Origin of the sequence: Kitasatospora sp. NBC_01287 (assembly GCF_026340565.1) — a bacterium.
Classification (GTDB): domain Bacteria; phylum Actinomycetota; class Actinomycetes; order Streptomycetales; family Streptomycetaceae; genus Kitasatospora.
Genome location: NZ_JAPEPB010000003.1, coordinates 36655 through 55369 on the forward strand (window position 1 = coordinate 36655; position 18715 = coordinate 55369).

Annotated in this window: 35 protein-coding genes; 16 read left to right on the forward strand and 19 right to left on the reverse strand. The window is 68.6% G+C overall.

The window, feature by feature from the left end; genetic code table 11:
• From OG455_RS41315 to OG455_RS41400, 18 genes are all read right to left on the reverse strand, one after another.
• Window positions 1-1965 (reverse strand): FtsK/SpoIIIE domain-containing protein, encoded by a 1965-nt coding sequence (locus OG455_RS41315; RefSeq protein WP_266300546.1) that lies wholly within the window; start codon window positions 1963-1965, stop codon window positions 1-3.
• Window positions 1966-1995: 30 nt separating this feature from the next.
• Window positions 1996-2991 carry a DUF2637 domain-containing protein gene (locus OG455_RS41320; protein WP_266300547.1) on the reverse strand — a complete coding sequence of 332 codons (996 nt, stop codon included), beginning with the start codon at window positions 2989-2991 and terminating at the stop codon, window positions 1996-1998.
• A gap of 34 nt (window positions 2992-3025) precedes the next feature.
• A complete protein-coding gene (locus OG455_RS41325; RefSeq protein ID WP_266300548.1) occupies window positions 3026-3292 on the reverse strand; it encodes a hypothetical protein in 267 nt (88 codons plus the stop codon).
• A 21-nt stretch (window positions 3293-3313) separates the two neighbouring features.
• Window positions 3314-3538 carry a hypothetical protein gene (locus OG455_RS41330; RefSeq protein ID WP_266300549.1) on the reverse strand — a complete coding sequence of 75 codons (225 nt, stop codon included), beginning with the start codon at window positions 3536-3538 and terminating at the stop codon, window positions 3314-3316.
• A 90-nt stretch (window positions 3539-3628) separates the two neighbouring features.
• A complete protein-coding gene (locus OG455_RS41335; protein ID WP_266300550.1) occupies window positions 3629-3859 on the reverse strand; it encodes a hypothetical protein in 231 nt (76 codons plus the stop codon).
• A 58-nt stretch (window positions 3860-3917) separates the two neighbouring features.
• Window positions 3918-4100 (reverse strand): hypothetical protein, encoded by a 183-nt coding sequence (locus OG455_RS41340; protein WP_266300551.1) that lies wholly within the window; start codon window positions 4098-4100, stop codon window positions 3918-3920.
• Window positions 4101-4137: 37 nt separating this feature from the next.
• Complete coding sequence (locus tag OG455_RS41345; protein WP_266300552.1) at window positions 4138-4320, reverse strand: hypothetical protein; 183 nt, start codon at window positions 4318-4320, stop codon at window positions 4138-4140.
• A 95-nt stretch (window positions 4321-4415) separates the two neighbouring features.
• Window positions 4416-4634 carry a hypothetical protein gene (locus tag OG455_RS41350; protein WP_266300553.1) on the reverse strand — a complete coding sequence of 73 codons (219 nt, stop codon included), beginning with the start codon at window positions 4632-4634 and terminating at the stop codon, window positions 4416-4418.
• A gap of 1 nt (window position 4635) precedes the next feature.
• Window positions 4636-5076 carry a hypothetical protein gene (locus OG455_RS41355; protein WP_266300554.1) on the reverse strand — a complete coding sequence of 147 codons (441 nt, stop codon included), beginning with the start codon at window positions 5074-5076 and terminating at the stop codon, window positions 4636-4638.
• 91 nt (window positions 5077-5167) lie between these two features.
• Entirely contained in the window at window positions 5168-5413 is a 246-nt protein-coding gene (locus tag OG455_RS41360; RefSeq protein ID WP_266300555.1) for a hypothetical protein, read from the reverse strand.
• A 179-nt stretch (window positions 5414-5592) separates the two neighbouring features.
• Window positions 5593-5790 (reverse strand): hypothetical protein, encoded by a 198-nt coding sequence (locus tag OG455_RS41365; protein WP_266300556.1) that lies wholly within the window; start codon window positions 5788-5790, stop codon window positions 5593-5595.
• A gap of 185 nt (window positions 5791-5975) precedes the next feature.
• The gene (locus tag OG455_RS41370; protein WP_266300557.1) at window positions 5976-6104 is read right to left on the reverse strand and encodes a hypothetical protein; all 129 of its coding nucleotides are present in this window, start codon (window positions 6102-6104) and stop codon (window positions 5976-5978) included.
• The gene (locus tag OG455_RS41375) at window positions 6101-6226 is read right to left on the reverse strand and encodes a hypothetical protein (RefSeq protein WP_266300558.1); all 126 of its coding nucleotides are present in this window, start codon (window positions 6224-6226) and stop codon (window positions 6101-6103) included. The genes OG455_RS41370 and OG455_RS41375 overlap by 4 nt, the downstream gene beginning before the upstream one ends.
• Entirely contained in the window at window positions 6223-6384 is a 162-nt protein-coding gene (locus OG455_RS41380; RefSeq protein WP_266300559.1) for a hypothetical protein, read from the reverse strand. Before OG455_RS41380 ends, OG455_RS41375 begins: the two co-directional genes overlap by 4 nt.
• Window positions 6381-6629 carry a hypothetical protein gene (locus tag OG455_RS41385; protein ID WP_266300560.1) on the reverse strand — a complete coding sequence of 83 codons (249 nt, stop codon included), beginning with the start codon at window positions 6627-6629 and terminating at the stop codon, window positions 6381-6383. The genes OG455_RS41380 and OG455_RS41385 overlap by 4 nt, the downstream gene beginning before the upstream one ends.
• A complete protein-coding gene (locus OG455_RS41390; protein WP_266300561.1) occupies window positions 6626-6844 on the reverse strand; it encodes a hypothetical protein in 219 nt (72 codons plus the stop codon). Before OG455_RS41390 ends, OG455_RS41385 begins: the two co-directional genes overlap by 4 nt.
• A complete protein-coding gene (locus OG455_RS41395) occupies window positions 6841-6999 on the reverse strand; it encodes a hypothetical protein (protein ID WP_266300562.1) in 159 nt (52 codons plus the stop codon). The genes OG455_RS41390 and OG455_RS41395 overlap by 4 nt, the downstream gene beginning before the upstream one ends.
• A complete protein-coding gene (locus tag OG455_RS41400) occupies window positions 6999-7316 on the reverse strand; it encodes a helix-turn-helix domain-containing protein (protein WP_266300563.1) in 318 nt (105 codons plus the stop codon). Before OG455_RS41400 ends, OG455_RS41395 begins: the two co-directional genes overlap by 1 nt.
• Before the next feature lie 71 nt (window positions 7317-7387).
• Between OG455_RS41400 and OG455_RS41405 the strand changes: the two genes are divergently transcribed.
• From OG455_RS41405 to OG455_RS41440, 8 genes are all read left to right on the forward strand, one after another.
• Window positions 7388-7930: a UTRA domain-containing protein gene (locus tag OG455_RS41405; protein WP_266300564.1), complete on the forward strand. Its 543-nt coding sequence runs from the start codon at window positions 7388-7390 to the stop codon at window positions 7928-7930.
• Window positions 7931-7933: 3 nt separating this feature from the next.
• Window positions 7934-8749 carry a GntR family transcriptional regulator gene (locus OG455_RS41410; protein WP_266300565.1) on the forward strand — a complete coding sequence of 272 codons (816 nt, stop codon included), beginning with the start codon at window positions 7934-7936 and terminating at the stop codon, window positions 8747-8749.
• A gap of 94 nt (window positions 8750-8843) precedes the next feature.
• A complete protein-coding gene (locus OG455_RS41415; RefSeq protein WP_266300566.1) occupies window positions 8844-8966 on the forward strand; it encodes a hypothetical protein in 123 nt (40 codons plus the stop codon).
• Window positions 8967-9059: 93 nt separating this feature from the next.
• The gene (locus tag OG455_RS41420; protein ID WP_266300567.1) at window positions 9060-9341 is read left to right on the forward strand and encodes a hypothetical protein; all 282 of its coding nucleotides are present in this window, start codon (window positions 9060-9062) and stop codon (window positions 9339-9341) included.
• Window positions 9334-9597, forward strand: coding sequence for a hypothetical protein (locus tag OG455_RS41425; RefSeq protein ID WP_266300568.1), 264 nt, complete (start codon window positions 9334-9336; stop codon window positions 9595-9597). Before OG455_RS41420 ends, OG455_RS41425 begins: the two co-directional genes overlap by 8 nt.
• A gap of 118 nt (window positions 9598-9715) precedes the next feature.
• A complete protein-coding gene (locus OG455_RS41430; protein ID WP_266300569.1) occupies window positions 9716-9841 on the forward strand; it encodes a hypothetical protein in 126 nt (41 codons plus the stop codon).
• Window positions 9838-10971 (forward strand): methyltransferase domain-containing protein, encoded by a 1134-nt coding sequence (locus OG455_RS41435; protein WP_266300570.1) that lies wholly within the window; start codon window positions 9838-9840, stop codon window positions 10969-10971. Before OG455_RS41430 ends, OG455_RS41435 begins: the two co-directional genes overlap by 4 nt.
• A complete protein-coding gene (locus tag OG455_RS41440) occupies window positions 10971-11105 on the forward strand; it encodes a hypothetical protein (protein ID WP_266300571.1) in 135 nt (44 codons plus the stop codon). Before OG455_RS41435 ends, OG455_RS41440 begins: the two co-directional genes overlap by 1 nt.
• A 55-nt stretch (window positions 11106-11160) precedes the next feature.
• Here the strand turns inward: OG455_RS41440 and OG455_RS41445 are convergent, their stop codons facing one another.
• On the reverse strand, window positions 11161-11658 hold the full coding sequence (locus OG455_RS41445) for a GIY-YIG nuclease family protein (RefSeq protein ID WP_266300572.1): 498 nt from the start codon (window positions 11656-11658) through the stop codon (window positions 11161-11163).
• Between the two features lie 197 nt (window positions 11659-11855).
• Here OG455_RS41445 and OG455_RS41450 point away from each other — a divergent pair, with 197 nt between their 5' ends.
• The 8 genes from OG455_RS41450 to OG455_RS41485 all read left to right on the forward strand — a co-directional run bounded on the left by OG455_RS41450 (window position 11856) and on the right by OG455_RS41485 (window position 18584).
• A complete protein-coding gene (locus tag OG455_RS41450; protein ID WP_266300573.1) occupies window positions 11856-12209 on the forward strand; it encodes a hypothetical protein in 354 nt (117 codons plus the stop codon).
• Window positions 12206-12403, forward strand: a complete 198-nt coding sequence (locus tag OG455_RS41455; protein WP_266300574.1) for a hypothetical protein — start codon at window positions 12206-12208, stop codon at window positions 12401-12403. The genes OG455_RS41450 and OG455_RS41455 overlap by 4 nt, the downstream gene beginning before the upstream one ends.
• Window positions 12403-12597, forward strand: a complete 195-nt coding sequence (locus OG455_RS41460; RefSeq protein WP_266300575.1) for a hypothetical protein — start codon at window positions 12403-12405, stop codon at window positions 12595-12597. The genes OG455_RS41455 and OG455_RS41460 overlap by 1 nt, the downstream gene beginning before the upstream one ends.
• Before the next feature lie 111 nt (window positions 12598-12708).
• Window positions 12709-13623 carry a hypothetical protein gene (locus OG455_RS41465; protein ID WP_266300576.1) on the forward strand — a complete coding sequence of 305 codons (915 nt, stop codon included), beginning with the start codon at window positions 12709-12711 and terminating at the stop codon, window positions 13621-13623.
• Window positions 13624-13638: 15 nt separating this feature from the next.
• Window positions 13639-15000, forward strand: coding sequence for a replicative DNA helicase (locus OG455_RS41470; protein WP_266300577.1), 1362 nt, complete (start codon window positions 13639-13641; stop codon window positions 14998-15000).
• A 28-nt stretch (window positions 15001-15028) separates the two neighbouring features.
• Window positions 15029-15265, forward strand: a complete 237-nt coding sequence (locus OG455_RS41475; RefSeq protein ID WP_266300578.1) for a hypothetical protein — start codon at window positions 15029-15031, stop codon at window positions 15263-15265.
• Window positions 15266-15269: 4 nt separating this feature from the next.
• Window positions 15270-15728: a hypothetical protein gene (locus OG455_RS41480; RefSeq protein WP_266300579.1), complete on the forward strand. Its 459-nt coding sequence runs from the start codon at window positions 15270-15272 to the stop codon at window positions 15726-15728.
• Between the two features lie 180 nt (window positions 15729-15908).
• A complete protein-coding gene (locus OG455_RS41485) occupies window positions 15909-18584 on the forward strand; it encodes a DEAD/DEAH box helicase (protein WP_266300580.1) in 2676 nt (891 codons plus the stop codon).
• The last annotated feature ends 131 nt before the right edge of the window (window positions 18585-18715 follow it).

The following is an 18715-nucleotide window of genomic DNA, read 5'->3' on the forward strand; positions in this document are numbered from 1 at the left end:
TCAGTCATCGGAATCGGTAGCGGTGTCGGGTAGGTAGAACTGCTCAGCGCGGCCGGCCTTGCGGACCTGGACCCCGCGGGTCAGCCACTCCTCGGTGGCCCGGCGCACGGTGTCACGGGAGTTGAACGGCCCCCCGTCCACCAGGTCGTCCTTGGTGGCGTAACCCCGGTCGGCGCACAGGCGGCAGAACACCCGGTACAGGTCGGGCCAGTCGTTGCGACCAACCGCCGAACCGTCCGGGAATACCAGCTCAGGCTCGGCGGGAGCCGCATCGGCCGGCACGGACTTCAGCATCCGCACCTTCGGCTCCGTCACCACCACCGCTGGCCCGCGGTGACCAGCCTGAAAGTAGTGCCCGACGTCCGCACCGATGTCCGCGTCGGTGACGTACTCGGCCCGACACTGCGGAGGGTCCACCAACGGCATCTCCGGAGCACCCAGGTAGAACTCGCCCGGCCTGGTCAGCTCCTCCGGCTTCCAGCCCTTCCCGGTGCAGCCGCTGCCGAAGATGAATTGTGTGTGCCCGGCCTCGCCGACCCGCGTAGAGATCCGGTTGGCGTAGTTCCCGCGCGCATCGGTGTTGCCGCCGAAAACCTTGGCGGAGGGCTGCTGCGTGGCGGAGATGAATTGGATGCCGAGGAAACGGGCCATCGCCAGCAGACTCTCGTAGGTGGTGGAGATCTTCGGCTCGGCAGGCTCGGGGTCCTCACTGACCTTGCGGATCTCTGCTTCCAGCTTGCGAAGCTCCTCGTCCTGGCGGATCAGCTCGGCCAGCTCGTCAGTGACGATCCACCAGGCGGGCCCGTGGACGCCGGGGATCCACTTGCGGACCGGGCCGCGGCCGGAGGCCATCGAGCTGGCGGACAAGTCCGCGAGGAATGCGCCGCGCCGGTCGCACTCTGCCCGGATGAACTGGAGCAGGTCGCGGGCTTCCTCCGGGGTGCGGGCGAGCCTGCGCAGCGTCGGCTCCCATGGGCCGAGTTCGGGGGCGCCCGGCTTCATGTCGATGCCGAACAGTTCGGCGTGCTGCTTCCGGAGGAGCTTCTTGATGATCAGGTTGACGAGGCCGGATTTCCCGAAATCCGAAGCGCCGGCGACGAGGGTGTGCCGGTACAGCATCGTGAGATACACGGGCTCCCCGGTTTCGTCCCAGCCGATCCGGATCGGATCGGCCAGGTCATCGCTCTCGTCATCGGCGTACGGGATGACATCGTCGAAGAACGGGTTGTGCTGAAGCGCCTCGTAGACGCTGTCGACCTCGACCGGCTGGCCACTCTCCGCCAGGGCCTCGTTGTTCGGGTCCTCCGGCTTCGGCGTGCCCGCGAACTGCCGGGCGCGGCGTGTTCCCGTCTCCGGCCCGATGGCAGCCGCTGTCTCGGCGGGGCGCGCCGGGTGCTTGTGGCCCTTGCCGTGCTCGGCCAGCCACGGCACGTACGCCGCATAGGCGAGTGCGGTGCTGATTGCCGCCACGGTGAGCGAGGCCGCGTCAGGCCCGAATCCGGTCCCGGCTGCCACGTCGCCGAACGCCACCGCGAGGCCGGCTCCCGCGCCGTACAGGTGCTGGTGCTTGTGCTTAAGCCCGTGCGCGGCTGCGGTGCCGGAGCCGGCGGCGAGCGCCAGGTAGCCGGCGGCTTCCCAGCCGGCGCCCGGTGTGCCGTGTTGCCACCAGCCGAGTGTGGTGAGGGCGGCGATGGTGGCGGCGGGGGCGAGTTCCCACCGGTGGGCGAGCGCCCAGTTGGTGGCGCGGATGACGACCGTGGTGCAGGAGATGAAGAATCGGGTGCGGCGGGGTCGTGGCGACGATGACGGCGGGTACGGAGAGTTCCCATACGTGTCCCGATTTGTGACGGTCTGTGAGCGATTGCCCCCTGTCGTCGTCGGGGCCGTCGCCACGGTCGTCGAGATCGTCGTACGGGGGCCCGGCAGGTCGGCCGGGGCCGGCGCGTAGCCGATGTACTGGGCCATCAGAAGTACTCCTTCGGTGGTCGCGGCTGATCAGGAGCCGGTCAGGGGGCGGACGTTCTGGGAGCCGAGTGCGGCCAGCGCCGGGTCGTCCTTCTCGATCTCAAGCCGGCGGGCGTTGGCGAACTGGCGGGAGTGCGGGAGCTTCGCTGCCTTCAGTGCGGCGACCATCTCGGATTCCAGAGGGCGCTTCTGGTTCGTTTCGTAGAGCGCTTTGATGGCGTCGCGTGCGGCGTCTCGGAGGTTGCCCTTGGGGCGCTTTGTGGCGGCCGGTCGGGGCGCCTTGGTGGCGGTGGTTGTGGCGGGGGCGGGGCGCTGCGGGGGCGCCACGACGGGCGGTGTTGGGGCGCTCTGGTGGCGCTTCGTCAGGCTCACCGGGGCGCTCTGGGCGGCGCCTTGAGAGCGCTTCACGAGACTGACGGTGGCGCCTTGCGTGGCGCTCTGCGCGGGCGACCAGGGCGCCATCGTGGCGGTTGCCGGGGCGCTCCGGGTGGTGGCCGGGGCGCTGGTTCGGGGCGCCTTGGCGGCGCCTGGCGTGGCGCTCTGGGAGCTGCGCTGGAGCGCCACGCTAGCGGCGTCCGTGGCGCTCGGGAGGTACGCCGATTCATGGTCGACGGGCGTCACTTCGTCGTGATCGGAGAGCAGCGAGTGGACCTGGCGCATCAGTGCGCCGAAGGCCAGCAGAGCGGCGGTCGGTGGGACTGCGGCGGTGACGTACGCGAGCGGGTCGTGGCCGCCGACGCCGAAAACGTTGAGGGCGATGGAGCCGCCGGATCCGACGACGGTGAGTCCGATGGCCCACCAGTCTGTGGCGCGGGCGAGGGAGGCGCGGAGCATGAGGAGTTCGCCGGCGACGATGAACAGGTCGAGGGTGGCGGGCCACGCCCAGGAGCGGGCCGGGGACTGGCCGAGGCCGTGTGCGGCGGCGACGGCGTGCAGGTGGGCGTAGGAGAGCCAGAACGCGGCGACTGTGAGGGCGATGATGACGAGCGCTGCGCCGAGGGCGAGGCGTTCGCGGTGGGCGGTCACGGCGGCGGTTCTCCTTCGAGTGGTTGGTGGTGGGTTAGGCGGGGATCTGGGGGCCGGTGGCCGTGGTGAGCGGTGTGGGCTTGGGTCGGTGGCCGGTGATCCAGGTGGCGATTGCGGCGCCGGCGAGGAACGTGATGATCGGGTGGGCGCGGTGGGGTCGGTGTCGGGCGAGGAGGATCAGGGCGGCGGCGGTGAGGTCGAGGGTGAGGTTGGCGGCGAGCCAGGTGCTGGCGGTGATGGCGGCGGTGCCGAGTGCGGGCCAGGCGATGCTGAGAAGGAGGAAGGCAAAGAGGGCGCGCATGACGGGCTCCTGGTGGGGTGGCTAGAGGTCGATGGGGTCGTGGCGGCCGCAGCGGGTGTTTTCGATGACCGTGTGGACGTGTTCGCCACAGTTGGCGCAGTAGCCGTGGCAGTGGGCGTCGACCCGGCCGGCGCGCCGTTCGCGCCAGGTGCCTGACGGCTCGTAGTCGGTCCAGTTGCCGCGGAAGGCGTAGGAGCCGCAGGTGCAGCGGAGGGCGAGGTCGTTTCCTGCCTTGACGGTGATCACGATTGGTGTCCTTTCGAGGCGGCGCGTCTGAGTGCCTGCGGCTGCCGCACAGAGCAGGGGCTGTGCGGCGCCGGCCGGTGCTCAGGCTTGCTACCTGGAGGTGATGGCGAGGTCGACTACGGCGCCGGGCACGTGGAGCAGGGTGGTGAGTCCGGCGGCAAGTGAGCCCAGGGTGTGGGGGGCCGTGACCTGGGTGGTGATCTGCCTGACGCTGACGCCAGCTCCGATGGTGTCGTGCAGTTCGGTGATGAGGGTGCCGGCGTAGTCGCCGAGCGGGACCGGGGTGTCGGCTCCGTCGCGGGTCAGCGACAAGGTGGGCATGGGGTGGTCCTTTGGGGTTGATGGCGGGGCTGTGCGGCGCCGTACGGCGATCAGTTGCTCAGCTGACGCGGGTGAGGTTGATCTCCCACTGCTGGCCTTCGATGAGGATGCGCTTGATCTCTTGGCGGATCTGCTCGTCGGTGGCCTGGTCGTTGGAGACGGGAATGCCGGGATTGCCGACCTGGAACAGGACACGTCCGTGGAAGTCGCGGACGGTGGCGTGGTAGCTGAAGTGCCTCATGTGTGGACTCCCTGTCAGTGGAGGCGCCGTACGGCGATCAGGCATTGGGCTGAGCGAGCGGGGTGTCGCGGTTGGCCCGGTAGAGCGCAGCGAGTTCAGTTCCGTCGGTCGTTCGGGTGGCGAACCGGGCGGTCACCTCGCCGACGATCTGCTTGCACAGGTCGTCGTCTCCGGCGCGGCGGGCACGGCGGTAGGCGTCGGCTGTCTCTCGGGGGTCCATGTCAGCTCCGGGTCGTGATGGTCGGCCGGGTGATGGCTTCGGTGGCGGCGATCAGCACGCCGAGGGCGATGGCGTAGTAGCCGATCCGGTGCACGTCAGTTCTCCGGGGCCACGCGCCAGTGGGGGGTGAGGCCGTTGGCGCGGATGTTGGCGAGTTTCTGGTCGCGGTCGTTGTCGCCGTAGGCGGACCGGCCGCATCCGGTGCAGGGATAGGGCCCGCCGGTGATCTTGGTGCACAGGTAGTCGTGGTAGGGGCTGCCGTCGGGGTGAGAGGCGGTGACGACGTAGATCGGACGGTCCCGGTGCGGGCCCATGTCAGGCCGCGATGAGCTGGTCGACGGAAGCCGGGTAGAGGCGCCGCATCTCCGCTTCGACAGCGGCGGTGACTCGCTGCTGGGCGGCGGCTGCGGCACCGCCGAATGCCCGGTCGTCGGCGTCCCGGTGGTCGACCGCGGTGGGTAGCCGGGTGGTGGTGAGGGGCCCGTTCTGGTACCAGATCGCCCAGGAGCCGCTGCCGCTGTCGGTGATGAGCTGCCCGGCGCGGATGCCTCGGCCGTGGGCGGTGAACGTGTAGGTGACGTGGACGGGGCGGCCGGGCTGCTCGTCGTACTGGCAGTACGGCTTGATCGTGTAGTAGGTGACGCCGATCTGCGCGTTGCGGACGAACTCGTCGTGCTCGGCGCGGATCCGCTTGACCTCGCGGTCGGCGATGATGCGGCTGGCGCCCTTGCGGATGAGGTGGGTGGCGATGTTCATACTGGCGGTGGCCCTTCTGCTCGATGCGGGTGGCAGGGTTGCCCGGGGAGGTCGGTGAGTTTGGCGACCTGGCGGCCGCCCCGGGGTAGTGCTAGCTGCGGGGCGTGAGCTCCGGGATCTCGACGCCGAGCTCCCGGGCAAGGGCCTCGATCACGGCCTCGATTCGGCCGCTGAGCGAGTGGCTGGGGATGGCGTGCCGACGGATCAGGGCCTTCTCGGCGGGGGTGCCGTACGTCGTGGCCTGCTCCAGGAAGCTGTCGGCCACGTAGCCGCGGCGATCAGCTGCAACCATTTGGAGGAGGATCGGGAAGTCGGCGGGGGTGGCAGTGGCGGCCATCGTGGGTTCCCTTGTCTTGTCGGATTTCTATCGGCTTGTGAGGGTATGGGGGGCCTGGGGAGGCCGGCGTTCTTGGTCGGATGGGCGGCCGCCCCGGGGCGCAGTTACTGCTGCGGGTTGACGACGTCGCGGTTGTAGCCGTCGAGGGCCCGGTCGAGTCGCTGGTCGAGGTTCACCGGTCAGACCTTCTTGAGCTGGTCGGGGCGGTAGGCGCGCTCGCCGAGGAGCCATTCGGTGACCTTGTGGTCGATGCCGGCGACGGCGACGAGTTCGTCTCCGGCGGTGTCGACAACTCGGCCGGTGCGGCCGAGAGTCTTGGTGGGCTGTCCTTCGGTGTCGATCACGGTGACTTCGTCGCCGATTCCGAACATGGGCATGACAGTTCCCTTTCGATGTCTATCGGCTGACAGGTTGGCGATCGGCTAGGTAGCCGAGGATCCGGATCAGGTCTTCGGCGTTGCGCTGGACTTGCGGGTCGTCGTGGTCGTGGTCGTGGGGTGCGGGCCTGCCGAGGGCGCGGTGGCGACGGACAGGTTGTCCTCGGCATGGCGATGAAGGGCGCTCACTGGGCGAGTTCGGCGAGGATCTGGTCGGCGAGCTGCTCGGTGTAGCAGTCGGCCTCGGTCGCCTCGGCCTCGTCCGTCCAGAGCCCGTCGGGCGCGTCCTGCCAGGCCTCGGGGGAGACACTCACTGCTGCTCCTGCGGGGTTTCGGGCTTCGGGGGGTTGCCGCCGGGGGTTCCGGTCTCCAGCCAGTCGAGGTGGATCAGTACCGGGGCGGGCGGCGGCTCAGCGGGCGTGTTGCTGGCGTTCACTGGGGTTCCTCGGTGTCGGGCGTGCCTCCGTAGAAGCCGCTGTGCGGGTCGGTGAGGTGGCGGGCGTGGATCAGGAATCCGTCGAAGCGGGCGGGCGGATCCTGCGGGCCCGTGGGGTTACCGCATGCCTGGCAGGGGCTGCCGACCGGGGCGTTCACCGCTGGGCTCCGTTCGGCCTGGGCCGGGCGCGGCAGGTTTCGGCGTGGGCTTGGGACCACGCTTTCGCGTCGCGGATCGGCTGGTCCTGCTCGTAGAGGTGCGGGCCGAGGAACGTGCGAGTGGATCCGCACGGGCTGAAACACCAGGCCGTGACACGGTCGGGGTCGATGTCCTCGATGTCGACGGTGGCGCCGCCGACGGTCAGGTAGCGGGCGATGACGCCGTCGGGCCAGGTGGTGGTCACTGCTGCTCCTTGAGGTTTTCGCCGAACGCGTTCCAGGCGGCGGGCCGGCCGTAGATGTCGCGGGTGGCCCAGGCGCCGATGTCGGGCGCCCCCCAGCCGAAGCGGGGTGCGGAGGGGTGCGGGTAGTCAACGGGTTCGTCGAGCGGGGTGTCGGTGAGGGCTTCGGCGATTTCCCGGGCGGTGAGGCCCATCGTGCGGGCCCGGTCGACGCTCACCGCGGGGCCTCGTCGGCCTGCCGCAGGTGCTCCTTGATCTCGGCGACGGCGTCGGCGCGCTGCTCGCCGGTGAGAGTGAAGTCGGTGAGCGCAGCGGCCGCGGACTGAGCGGCGGCGAGCGGGTCGGTAGGCGGTTGCTCAGCGGGCTCGGCCATCACGCCACCTCACCCAAGTCGTAGATGGCTTGCAGCTTCGCGGCGACCACGGCAACTGGGATGCGAATCGCTCCGCCTCGGCCGGCCTGGCCACGGGACCACTGCTTCCCGTGGCGGATGGCTTCGAGCTCGCCGTCCTTCACCCAGCGGTAGACGGTCGGAACGCTGACCCGGAGAGCTGTTGCCACCTCTCTCACGGTCAGTACAGGGGGGCTCTCCGGGAGCATCTGTGAGCTCTCCAATCGAGTCGTCTCGGATGGGGACGACTCGACTGTATAGCTTCTCTTGAAAGGTTGCAAGGTTCTCTCGCTATCCACGAGCGAACCTTGTGCCCTACCGTGAAAGGCAACAAGGTCGTTCGATCATGATTCGCACAGGGGAGTAGCTCTTGAGCAGGGAACACTGGGCGGAGGACGCAGAGCCGTATCTCCGTCCGGTTGCCACAGGAGAACCCGGCGCCTGGCAACAGGAAGCACAGCAGCACGGGCACAGGGGGGAGCAGCAGCTCACCGAAGTGGGTGAGGTCGTCCCACCTGCCCGCGTGGCTCGCGCGCTGCGCATATCAGGTGGCACCCCAGTTGTCGTGCGCCGTCGGATCATCTCTCTCGACGGCAAAGCAACAGAGCTGACCGACTCCTATTACCCAGCCCACATCGCACGAGGTACCGCCCTAGCCGAGCCCCGGAAGATCCGTGGCGGCGCCGTCACCCTGCTCGCCGAACTCGGCTACGTCGGACACGCCCGGCACGAGGAAGTGATGGCGCGCGAGCCCAGCGACGGGGAGCGGACAGCGCTCGCACTAGACGACAACGAGTGGGTCCTCGATGTCTGCCGACTTGTAGTCAACGCCGACGACGAGCCGTTCGAGGTCACCACCATGACGATGCCTGCACGCGGGCGCACCCTCCACTACATCGCCAAGATCGGCTGACACATGACTGACGAAGACGACGCCAAGGCGCAGGCGAGGCAGGCGAAAGCGGAAGCGCTGGACCGCCTGGGAGCCAATGAGAGCAGCTGGGCTCAGCACGAGCTCGTCGCTAACTACCTGCGGTACGGCATTCTGACTGGCGACTCCCCGCCCGGAAGCAAACTGCTGTCCACGCCGCGGCTGGTTGAGATGTACGGGATCGCACCGCAGACCATCAAGAACGCCAACGACATGCTCGCCGAGGAGGGGCTAGTCCGCAGCCAGCGCGGGAGCGGCATCTTTGTTCAGCCGCCCCGGCAGCGGACGCTTACGCCCGCCAGGTACAAGGAGCCGGCTGCGCCGGGCCAGACCTACCGCTGGCTCGACGAGGCGGCAAAGCAGGGTGATCGCGCGAGTAGCACGCTGCTGGAGGTGGCGGAGGTAGGGCCGCCGGCAGACGCGGCTGCGGCGATGGGGCTGGGTGCGGGCGGTGTGGCGATCCTGCGAGTCCAGATGCTTTCGATGAATGATGAGCCTGCGGAGCTCGTGAAGTCCTACTATCCGGTCGAGATCGCCCGGGGCACGCAGATCGCCGAGAAGAAGAAGATCAAGGGTGGCACCCCGCGCCTGCTGGCAGACATGGGCTACCCACCCGTCCGCTGCGTTGACAAGGTGATGGCCATCCTGCCGACCCCGGAGCACGTCAAGGCCCTCAAGATGCCGGGCAAGCTTCCCGTGCTGCGCACCCTGCGCGTGGTCTACAGCAACAACGACCGGGTCATTGAAGTAACGGAGATGGTGAAGGCCAGCCACCTTTACGCAGTCGAGTACGAGTTCTGATGCTGGCGGAGTAACAGCTTGGCAACTCCCTGATCGCCCGTCAGTCTCTGCTGCGAGGCTGCTCCTGCCCGTCCCCGACAGCAGGAGCAGCACGATGGCCCTCTTCAAGAAGTCCCAGCCCGCCGACGCCGGGGCCGCCCCCCTCGCCGAGTACAAGGTGGTCTACAAGGGCGGCCTGGCGGAGTTGCCGAAGGCGAAGGTCCGGCTCCTCGGCTGACCCAAAGCGACCTCGCGCGCTTTGCTACCCGGTAGCGTGAGCACATCCCGACAGGGAGCCAACCGCCATCGCCGCAGCGAACGGACGCCATCCATGACCGCACAGCCGATCGAGCACTACGGCTCACCGGACAGCCACAGCCCTCAGACGATCCGCGAGTTCCGCGCGGTCCTCACCGGGACGGACCTGGCCCGCTTCAACCGGGAGATCGACGACGTGCCCCTGCACGAGATCCGCCAGTACCTCAAGGGCTGGCAGCACCTGCTCCACCTGCGCACCGTCCCGGAGATCGGGGAGGCGCTGCGCACCGCGTTCGACCGGCCCGGCACGCCGATCGCCGAGATCTTCCCCGAGTGGGAGGACGTCAGTGTCTGACCTGCCCGACATTTTCCTCGACGACGCAGCGCGGGTAGCGGCCATCGCCATGACTCCGGAGCAGCGCAAGAAGCTGCTGCACACACTTCGCAGCCTCCAGCGGGACTCGGAGATCGGTCTGCCGTACACGGCCGGTGACGACCTGTCGGGACGCATCATCGTGGTGCCTGGGGATGACGCCGTCCCGGGGATGACGCTCTCCTACCGGATCGGCGAAGAGCAGATCCGGGTCGTCAACATCCTGGTCGGTCCGTAGAGGGCCGCCCGTGCTGCGGCGGGCTGACGCGCGCCCCTCGGTGCGCCGGTGCGCTCTAGCGCCGGCCAGCCGCGCGCGATTGAGTAGGGCTGACGCAGACCCTCGAAGAGGAGCAGCAATGCCCGAGACGATCAACGCGGACGGTGGCGGCGACAAGCTACCCGGCCAGCCGTGGCCCGTGCCGAACCCGGAGCCACAGCCCGACGGTGGGCCGCCCCCCGGCGACGGGGGCCACCGCAAGTGACCGCCACCGATCAGGACCGCCCCGGCACTACGGGGCGGTCCTTCCCCGTATCCGGGCCGTGGGCCGCCGCGATGGACGCGCTCCCCCGGGCCCTGTTCCTGCCCGACCTGATGTGGGCGCACGACATGTTTACCGGCGCCAGCGAGCCCGTTGACCGCCGGGCAGATCCCGACGCTTGGGGTGAGGCCGCCGCGGCGGACATCCCGCTCGTCACCCAGTGGGACGACGGCCGGAACTCCGACGCCCAGGCGGGCACGGTGCCGACCAGCTCGGCGAGCATGCCGTCCATCGTCGCCGGCATGCTCGAAGACCTCGACGCGAGCCCAGGCATGCGCGTGCTGGAGATCGGCACCGGCACCGGATGGAACGCCGGCCTGCTTGCGCACCGGCTCGGCGACAACGCGGTGACGACCATTGAAGTGGACCCTGCTGTCGCCGAGGCAGCCCGCGAGCACCTGGCCGCCGCAGGCCTCCACCCCACCGTGATTACAGGCGACGGCTCTGCCGGTCACCCGGCCGGGGCGCCCTACGATCGGATCATCGCCACCTGCGGCATGCGGCACATTCCGCACGCTTGGATCGAGCAGCTCCAACCGGGCGGTGTCATCCTCGCCCCGTGGGGCACGCACTTCGAGAACGGCGACGCCCTGGTGCGTCTGACCGCAGCCCAGGATGGCACCCTGGCGGGCCCGTTCCTGCGCCCGGTGGAGTTCATGAAGATGCGCTCGCAGCGCCTCACGCCGCCGCAGCATCCTGTCGACTTCCCCGGCGACGCCTCCGTCAGCACAACCGCTGCGCGGCCGCCGTTCGGGCCGTGGAAGGCGTTTCCGTTCGTTGCTGGCCTGCGCCTCGCAGGCCTCACTCACGTCACGGACCGGCGCGGTGACGAGCGGGTGGTGTGGTTGTACGGGCTCGCGGACAAGTCGTGGGCCGCCGTCGTGTTCCAGGACGAGGTGGAGCGGTCCACGGTGTGGCAGTCCGGACCGCGGCGGCTCTGGGACGAGATGGAGGCAGCCCACGACTGGTGGCAGGCCGCTGGCCGGCCGGGCATCGACCGGTTCGGCCTGACCGTCGATCGCGACGGCCAGCATCCATGGCTGAACAGTCCCGACAACCGAGTGGAGCCCTGATGCCGGCAGAGGACGAGTGGACCAGCCCCGAGTACGCGGAGCTGGTCGCGCGGTACCGCAAGGCACAGCAGGAGGCCAAGGAGCGCGGCGAGGATCCACGCCTGAGCTGGTTCCTGCGAGCCCCCGCCGAGTAGGCCCGGCCAACGACGATGGCGCCCGCCGCATTTCGCGGCGGGCGCCTATGCACGCCTACTTCAGTCGACTGCCAGCTGGCCAGCATCTGCGACCGTGCCCCTCAAGTACACGGCGCTCACAGAGATCCCACATCAGGGCGGACATGGTCGCCGGTGACGTCTGGTACTTGGCTGCCAGGATGGTTGGGAATGGAAGCATGCGACCACGGGGGAACGCGCCGCTGTCGATGTCGGCGCGGAACAGCTTTGCGATCTTGGCCTTCCGTGGATCTTCATAGCGATCGCCGTCGACCCTGTGAGCGCGGCTTAGGTGCGAGGCGTCGAAACGTGGCTTCTCATGCTCGACGGCCGCCTTCTCGGCAGCTCCGGCCAGCGACCTGTCTTCGTACCACTCGTAGGTCTTGCGCGCGACGAGATGCCACCAGGGCTGGTAGTAGCGGTGCGTTGACCAGCGTGTTCGTAAGTCGTGAGTGATGCCGACGTACAGCAGGGCGTCGTCCGCGTCGTAGAACCGGTAGAGCGCGGTGGGTCGATCGGGGAGATCTTTCTTCACGGGGTCCTCCGGTCCTGGTGCCGTCATGTCGAGCCAGTGTGGCCCATTCCTCCAGAACATTGCAACTTATCAAGAAACCTTGTACGGTCAGGTTGTCCCTAGAAACGGGAACGGCCCCGCAGAAGCGGGGCCGATGACTCGTCATGAGTGCCAGCTGGCCTGGTAACCGAGGCACTCACAGCAGAGATGAGCCCATCATGACAGCTCTGGCTGCCCGAAGCACCACCACCCCCGCCGGTTCGTGCCCGCATCTCAACACCCAGTGCGTTGAACAGGGCCCCCATGACGAGCACTGGGGACCCGACAACGAGGTCGCCGCGATCCGCCCGGACGAAGCCATCCAGTCGCTGGCGTCCGCCCGCCTGTACTCCTACGCGGGCACCGACTTCGCCGCACCCCGCCTCTCGGTCGGCATCTCCGGCTTCGACGGCGACCTCACGTTGGCCGAGGTTGACCAGCTCGCCGCGGGCCTGCGCGACTTCGCGAACCGCCTACAGATCCAGGCCGCGCACCTCGCCGCCGCCCAGCGCCTCCACGAGGTGAACCGGTGAACACGACCGCCCCGCGCCCCACCGAGAACGCTGCGATCGGCCTCGCCATGCGCGCCAAGCCGCCGCGCCTCAACCTCTCCCAGCTCCTCCTCGACCGCGCCGCCGCCCGCCACCGCCTCGACCGCTACGGCGACTGGCTGCTCGGCCTGCGCATCCAGCGAACCCTCGCCGGCACCAGCGGGCTGGGGGAGTGATGGTCGTCAACAGCTACCCCGGCAACAACCCCGACGCGCCCGCCAACGCCACCAGCGAGGCCCGCGAGTACACCCAGGGCGGTGTCCCCGCGCACGTCGAGTACCGGTCGCTGGGCGACGCGTTCGACGTCGTCACCGACCCGCCCGGCCAGCAGCACGCCCGCAACGTGCTCGGCAACATCCTCGGCCGATAGGCCCCCGGGCCGCCTGCGCTTCGCGGGCGGCCCGCACACACCACCCCTGCGCCCAGCTGGAGCCGACGTGTACCCCAACACCCCTGACATGCCGCCCACGGCGGTGAGTTGATGGGGATCAAGCTGGTCGAAGAGGTCATGGACTGGTGCCCGGACGACGTGACGCCAGCCCAACGCTGGTGCCTGACCGTGCTCGCCAGGGACGCCAACGATGCCACCCGGGAGACCTGGCACGGGCCCGAGCATCCGGAGATCCTGCGCCGGATCCGGATGACGGCGAAGAAGTGGGAGGCGATGCGGTCGATCCTGCTGAAGCGCGGTCTGATCGAACCGGTGTCCGGCGGATTCCGCGGTCAAGCGGTTCGGTATCGCATCGCATCGCTGTTTGCGCCGTGCGTCATCCAGGACTGGCGAAAGACCCCCCTGCAGAGGGGGGCTTTCGGTGGGTACGTCGTCAAGGGAGAACGGAAAGACCCCCCAGGAGCGGGGGTCAATCAAGAGGAAAGACCCCCCAAGAACGGGGGGCAATCGGCGGAAAGACCCCCCTACAGAGGGGGTCCTACTCCTCTATCTCCTCCTCTTCAATCTCTCTCCTCCCCGTCCGACCCGTCTGAACCCGACCCCCAGCAGCCTCCCGCCGCACCCAGCGACGAGAGAGAGACAATCGCTGCGCGACCACAAGCAACCCCGACGACTGCTGCCCACCGTGCCGTCCGTGCGGCCGGCGTTGTTCCAGAAGCCGACGAGCCGGCGTTCATCGACTGGCTCACCCGCACCCACAACCCCCGCGGTCCCGGCTGGTGGCGGACCGTCAGTGCCGCCGGAGACCTCTCCGACCTCGCCGCCGTGTGGCGGGCCGAGCAGACCGGAGCCGCTGCCCAGCCCGCCGGGCTCGCACTGCTGGAACCCTGCACCCGCTGCGAGGACGCCAACCCGGCCGCCCGCTTCAATCCCCGGCTCCGCAAGAGCCCGGCCGGCGGCCTCTGCCCGGACTGCCATCCCGACGCCGCGCCCATCGCGGCCTGACCAAGGACTTAGCCAGTGACCCTGTTCGACACCGAACCCGCCGACGCCGTCGCCCAGTCCATCGAACGCGTTTCCCCGCAGAACATCCCCGCCGAGCAGGCCGTCATCGGCGCCATGCTCCTCTCCAAGGACGCCATCACCGAAGTCGTCGACATCCTCACCGCCGAGGACTACTACCGCGGCGCCCACCAGCTGCTGCACCGCACCATCGTCGGCCTGTACCAGCGCGGTGAGCCCGCCGACCCGTTCACCGTCCAGAACGCCCTCGACGCGAACGACCTGGTCCGAGTCGGCGGCGTCAACTACCTGTTCACCTGCAGCAACTCGGCGCCGACCGCGGCAAGCGCCGGCTACTACGCCGACATCGTCAAGGCACAGGCCACCCTGCGCGCCATCGTCGACACCGGCACGAGCCTCGTGCAAGCCGGCTACGCCTCAGCAGGCGGCGATGCGGAAGAGGTCCTCGACCATGCCGCGGGCCTGCTGCAGAAGCTCACCGCGACGTCCAGCACGACCGCGGTCAGCCGCGAGAAGCCCCTGCACGAGGTTTTGGACAACACCATGGCCATGTACTTCAACCCCGGAGACGGATCACTGCCGATCCCGTACGCGGACCTGGCCGAACTGGCGCCGGTCGAGAAGACCGACCTGGTCGTCGTCGCGGCCTCCCCGGGCATGGGCAAGACCACAGTGATGACCGACTGGGCGCGGTGTGTGTCGATCGCCAACGACGGCCGGACCCTGGTTGGCAGCATGGAGATGCCGCACACCCAGATCGGGCAGCGGATCATCTGCGCCGAGGCCAAGGTCAACCTGAAGCGCTTCCGGGCCCGCTGCTTGGACGACGACGAGATGCACCGGGTCGCCATGGCGATCCAGCGGATCCACGCCAAGCAGCTGCGGATCGACGACTCGCCACGGGTGCCGGTGTCACGGATGAAGACCAGGCTGCGGCAGATGCAGGCGGTTGGCGAACTGCCGGACCTGTACGTCGTCGACTACCTGCAGATCGCGAAGGCCGAGGCCGAGGCTGGGGCGAACCGCACGACACAGGTCGACTCCATCGCGGTCGGGTTGAAGGAGCTGGCGCAGGAGTTCGAGATCGTGGTTGTTGCCGCGGCGCAGCTGAACCGGCAGGTGTCGCAGCGTCCGGACAAGGTCCCGATGATGTCTGACCTGCGCGAAAGCGGCGGGATCGAGCAAAACGCCAACGTAGTGATCTTGCTGCATCGGGAGGACTACTACGAGAAGACCTCCCCGCGAGCCGGTGAACTCGACCTGATTGTCGCGAAGAACCGCATGGGCACAACGGGGACCGCCACAGTGGCCTTCAAGGGACATCTGGCCCATGCCTGCGACCTGCCGCACGACAGCTAGCCACCCTCAGTGATCGGAGTGTGCATCCATGGCCAGTGAGTTCACCCCCGACGACATCCACCAGATGGCGCAGCAGGGCGATTTGAGCACCTTCGTACGAAGCCTTATCCAGCGCCCCGGTTCGAAGACCGATGACGAAGTCCCAAGGACCGCCCCGCCGCAGTCGCGCGAGGACGGCCGTCCGGTCGGGGCGTGGCCCGCAGGATGCGGCCGGCCCGGCGACCCGATCCCGCGCCTGCCCGCCACCCATGACCCCGAGGAGTGACCGCATGACCGCCACGATCACCACGACCGGCTTGTGCCCGGTCTGCGAGGAAACCATCCGGATCCGCAACAACGGCACCCTGTACCGGCATGAGCAGCCGTACGACCCTGACGGGCCGATCGTCGGCACGATCACCGACGGCGGTGTCGTCTGGCACACCCAGTGCGGTGGCTCGGGGCGGAAGCCCGCCGTGGCCCTGCCGATGACGTTCGCCCGCTGGCTGCACGGGCACGCCGCCCGCCGTGACGCCCACGAGAACCCGGTGACGTACCTGGCGCAGCGCATGTTCCGCGGCTGCAGCTACTCGCCGAGGAGTGGGCCAGCCGACGTCGACTGGTCGACTGCGGGGGAGCTGCACGAGGTGCTGCACCGCGAGGGCTTCGGCAGAGAGGGCGGCTGTGACTGGCTGTGCGGCTACGTCGAGCAGGCTGGCGAAGACTTCGCACGATCCGTCGGCGGCTGAGTTCGGTTAGCTCCCGGCGTGTCGGCCCGGGGACCGGCCCCGTGCCGCCCACCAGTGACGAGCCGAACTGAGTATGTGAGGCTGGCTGTTCGCTTGCCATCCCCACCACGCTCCCGCTGTCCGCGCATTCGGAGTCATAAGGCGGCATTATGACTAGCAACCCCATTCGAGGAGACCCTCGTGAGCACAGTCGTCCGGACGGTGGCCCCGCAACTCCGTGACTACCAGCGTGCGGCCGTGGCGTCGGTCGCCACCGCCCTTGCTGGCGGTGGCGTCCGGCAGCTGCGAATGGCCTGTGGCACCGGAAAGTCACTGACTGCTCAGCGGGCCGCGGAGGCCCTTCTGGAGGCTGTGCGACAGCGGGGCCAGCAGCCGGGTGTCGTAGCCGTCGTGACGCCGTCTCTGGCGCTCGTGAAGCAGTTCGTCGACGGCTGGCGCCGGGACGCCGAACTCGGCCCCGTCCAGTGCCTCGCGGTCTGCTCCGACCGCACCATCGGCCAGTGCGACGAGTCAGCTCGTGTCGCGGACCTCGACGCGCAGGTGACCACGGACCCCGCCGTGCTCGAGCATCGGCTTCGTGCCCTACCTGCGTCCGGGATACTCCTGATCGTCAGTACATACGCCTCCGTGGCAGTGCTGGCGCGAGGCGTTCAAGCAGCAGGGCGGCCGCTGGACGTCCTTGTGTGCGACGAGGCGCACCACTTGGCCGGCAACCCGGCCGCATCCCTGCGGAGCCTCGTCTCGGACCCAGGGTGGCTCCCCGCAACGCGGCGGGTCTACATGACCGCCACGCCGCGCCTGTTCACCGAGCGCGTCACGAGCAGCGGCGCGCTGAGCATGGACGACTCGGCGCTGTTCGGTGAGGTCGCGTACGAGTATGCGTTCCCGAAGGCGATCGCCGACGGACACCTGGACGACTACCGGGCCCTGGTGACGGTCGTCGAGAGTGAGAGGGTCCGCCGGATCCTGGAACTGCTTGACGAGGCACGAGACACCGATGCCGGCGAGGCCCGCAACACGGTGGTGGCGCAGGTTGCCCTCCTTCGCTCCTGGCAGGAGCAGGGCGTGGGCAGGGCGATCGCGTTCTGCGACTCGATCCGCGGGTCCAAAGTGTTCACCGCGCAGCTCCGTCAGGTGGCGGCGATGTTGGGCTACGACCCCGACATGGTCACGGCGCTCCATGTGGACGGCTCGATGAGCAGCGAGCAGCGCGCCCCGATCCTGGCCGAGTTGGCGGCACCGTCGGACGGTCGGCTGGTCGTGGTGTCGAACGCTCGCTGCCTGGGTGAAGGCGTGGACGTGCCGTCGGTGGATGCGGTTCTCTTCGCCTGCCCCAAGCGGTCCGAGGTCGACATCATCCAGTCGGCCGGCCGGGCTCTGCGACGAAGTCCTGGCGGCCGCGGCGTCGCCAAGTTCATCCTGCCGATGATGCTCCCCGAAGCGCCCGACGGCGACCTTCCTTCGAACGTCCTGGACGGCACCGACTACGAGCCGGCGTGGACGGTCATCCGGGCGTTGCGAGACCTCGACAACGACCTTGGCGCCGAACTCGACCAGCTGCGCACTTCCGCGGTGCGCGAACCTGAAGCCCAGGAGGCCGACGATTCGCAGCAGGATGGACTGCCCGACAGGATCGCCATCGCGGGTCCGTGCGCCGACCCTGAGATCCTTCGGCAGATTGCTGTCGCGCTCATCGACCACACAACGGCACCCTGGCTGGACGGCTACGCCGCGCTGAAAGCGTTCCACGACGAGGCCGGTCACCTCAACGTCCCCGCCGGGGCCAAGCTTGCCGACGGCTCCTTCTTGAAGAGGTGGATCGCCCGCCAGCGTTCGGATCGCCTGAAGGGGATCCTGCCGTTCGAGCGAGTGGCTGCTCTTGATGCCTTGGGCTTCGAGTGGGATGCGGAGACCGCCGCCTGGTGGCGGATGTATGAGTTCTTCGCTGGGTCCGAGAGGGGCACTGAGGGCTTCGCCATGATGGGCAGGCGTTACTGGAAGTGGGTGGAGGAGCAGCAAGACGCTTACGCCGATGCCACGTTGAGCCAGGAACGGATTGCTGCCCTCAACGGCTGTGGCTTCGACTGGGTGCCTCTGGCCGTTCGGCAGGCCGAGATGGAGGCCGCCCGGGAAGTCAAGCAGCGGGCGGCCAGAGAAGCGGTTGCGGCGTGGCTGGCAGAGCACGGATGCGCCAACCTGCCTGGCCGCGTGATCGCAACAGACATCCATGGCAACGAGGTGGACATCGTCAAGTGGCTGGAGGACGTCTGCCGCCGACGCCACTGGGGAGAACTCGGCCCCGAGGAAGGAACGGCCATCGCTGCCATGGGGTTCGACTGGCTTCCGCCCTGGTGGCGTCAATACCTTGAACGAGTAGCGGCATTCCATGCGACGTTCGGGCATGTCGACATCCCGCGTGAGTTTGAGAACCCGGTCAGGGAGGGTGTCTTTGACCAGTCTCTGTCTAGCTGGCTCAATGACCAGCGACGGGACGCGAATCGAGGTGACCTGGCGCCTGAACAAGCCGCCGCTCTCAACGAACTCGGGGTCGGCTGGGTAGTGGCCGGACCCAGCCGTTCCGAGGCGGCTGCGGATTGGATGGAGACGGCGGAGCTCGCAGTGAAGTACTTCAAGGACCACGGCGATCTACGCGTCCCGCTCCACTTCAGAGCGGACGTTCCACAGCGCTACCCGTGCTACCTGGGCTGCTGGTTGCAGGTCCAACGACAGCGGCGAGCGGACGGCACACTCACGGGTGCGAGCGCAGCGTTGCTGGAGGCCCTTGGGATCGACTGGGACGTCGACTGGGACGAGTCATCTCGGGCTCGACCGTCAGCGCAGAGGGCCGCAGCCTGACCCGGAGCCGGCCGTGACCTGAACCGGCCGGCCCCATCTCCCCACCCCACCAGCCGAATTGGTCGTGGACCGCCACGCCAAAGGGGTACCCGTGCGCCCAAAAACACGGGACACTTGACCACATACCATCG

What these genes read in the sequence shown, in the direction of transcription:
- OG455_RS41365 (WP_266300556.1), bottom strand. Translation starts at nt 5,790, where the DNA reads ATGCCCATGTTCGGAATCGGCGACGAAGTCACCGTGATCGACACCGAA.
- OG455_RS41410 (WP_266300565.1), top strand. Translation starts at nt 7,934, where the DNA reads ATGACTGACGAAGACGACGCCAAGGCGCAGGCGAGGCAGGCGAAAGCG.
- OG455_RS41415 (WP_266300566.1), top strand. Translation starts at nt 8,844, where the DNA reads ATGGCCCTCTTCAAGAAGTCCCAGCCCGCCGACGCCGGGGCCGCCCCC.
- OG455_RS41360 (WP_266300555.1), bottom strand. Translation starts at nt 5,413, where the DNA reads ATGGCCGCCACTGCCACCCCCGCCGACTTCCCGATCCTCCTCCAAATG.
- OG455_RS41420 (WP_266300567.1), top strand. Translation starts at nt 9,060, where the DNA reads ATGACCGCACAGCCGATCGAGCACTACGGCTCACCGGACAGCCACAGC.
- OG455_RS41350 (WP_266300553.1), bottom strand. Translation starts at nt 4,634, where the DNA reads ATGGGCCCGCACCGGGACCGTCCGATCTACGTCGTCACCGCCTCTCAC.
- OG455_RS41395 (WP_266300562.1), bottom strand. Translation starts at nt 6,999, where the DNA reads ATGGCCGAGCCCGCTGAGCAACCGCCTACCGACCCGCTCGCCGCCGCT.
- OG455_RS41475 (WP_266300578.1), top strand. Translation starts at nt 15,029, where the DNA reads ATGGCCAGTGAGTTCACCCCCGACGACATCCACCAGATGGCGCAGCAG.
- OG455_RS41480 (WP_266300579.1), top strand. Translation starts at nt 15,270, where the DNA reads ATGACCGCCACGATCACCACGACCGGCTTGTGCCCGGTCTGCGAGGAA.
- OG455_RS41335 (WP_266300550.1), bottom strand. Translation starts at nt 3,859, where the DNA reads ATGCCCACCTTGTCGCTGACCCGCGACGGAGCCGACACCCCGGTCCCG.
- OG455_RS41355 (WP_266300554.1), bottom strand. Translation starts at nt 5,076, where the DNA reads ATGAACATCGCCACCCACCTCATCCGCAAGGGCGCCAGCCGCATCATC.
- OG455_RS41340 (WP_266300551.1), bottom strand. Translation starts at nt 4,100, where the DNA reads ATGAGGCACTTCAGCTACCACGCCACCGTCCGCGACTTCCACGGACGT.
- OG455_RS41430 (WP_266300569.1), top strand. Translation starts at nt 9,716, where the DNA reads ATGCCCGAGACGATCAACGCGGACGGTGGCGGCGACAAGCTACCCGGC.
- OG455_RS41465 (WP_266300576.1), top strand. Translation starts at nt 12,709, where the DNA reads ATGGGGATCAAGCTGGTCGAAGAGGTCATGGACTGGTGCCCGGACGAC.
- OG455_RS41325 (WP_266300548.1), bottom strand. Translation starts at nt 3,292, where the DNA reads ATGCGCGCCCTCTTTGCCTTCCTCCTTCTCAGCATCGCCTGGCCCGCA.
- OG455_RS41315 (WP_266300546.1), bottom strand. Translation starts at nt 1,965, where the DNA reads ATGGCCCAGTACATCGGCTACGCGCCGGCCCCGGCCGACCTGCCGGGC.
- OG455_RS41450 (WP_266300573.1), top strand. Translation starts at nt 11,856, where the DNA reads ATGACAGCTCTGGCTGCCCGAAGCACCACCACCCCCGCCGGTTCGTGC.
- OG455_RS41440 (WP_266300571.1), top strand. Translation starts at nt 10,971, where the DNA reads ATGCCGGCAGAGGACGAGTGGACCAGCCCCGAGTACGCGGAGCTGGTC.
- OG455_RS41345 (WP_266300552.1), bottom strand. Translation starts at nt 4,320, where the DNA reads ATGGACCCCCGAGAGACAGCCGACGCCTACCGCCGTGCCCGCCGCGCC.
- OG455_RS41460 (WP_266300575.1), top strand. Translation starts at nt 12,403, where the DNA reads ATGGTCGTCAACAGCTACCCCGGCAACAACCCCGACGCGCCCGCCAAC.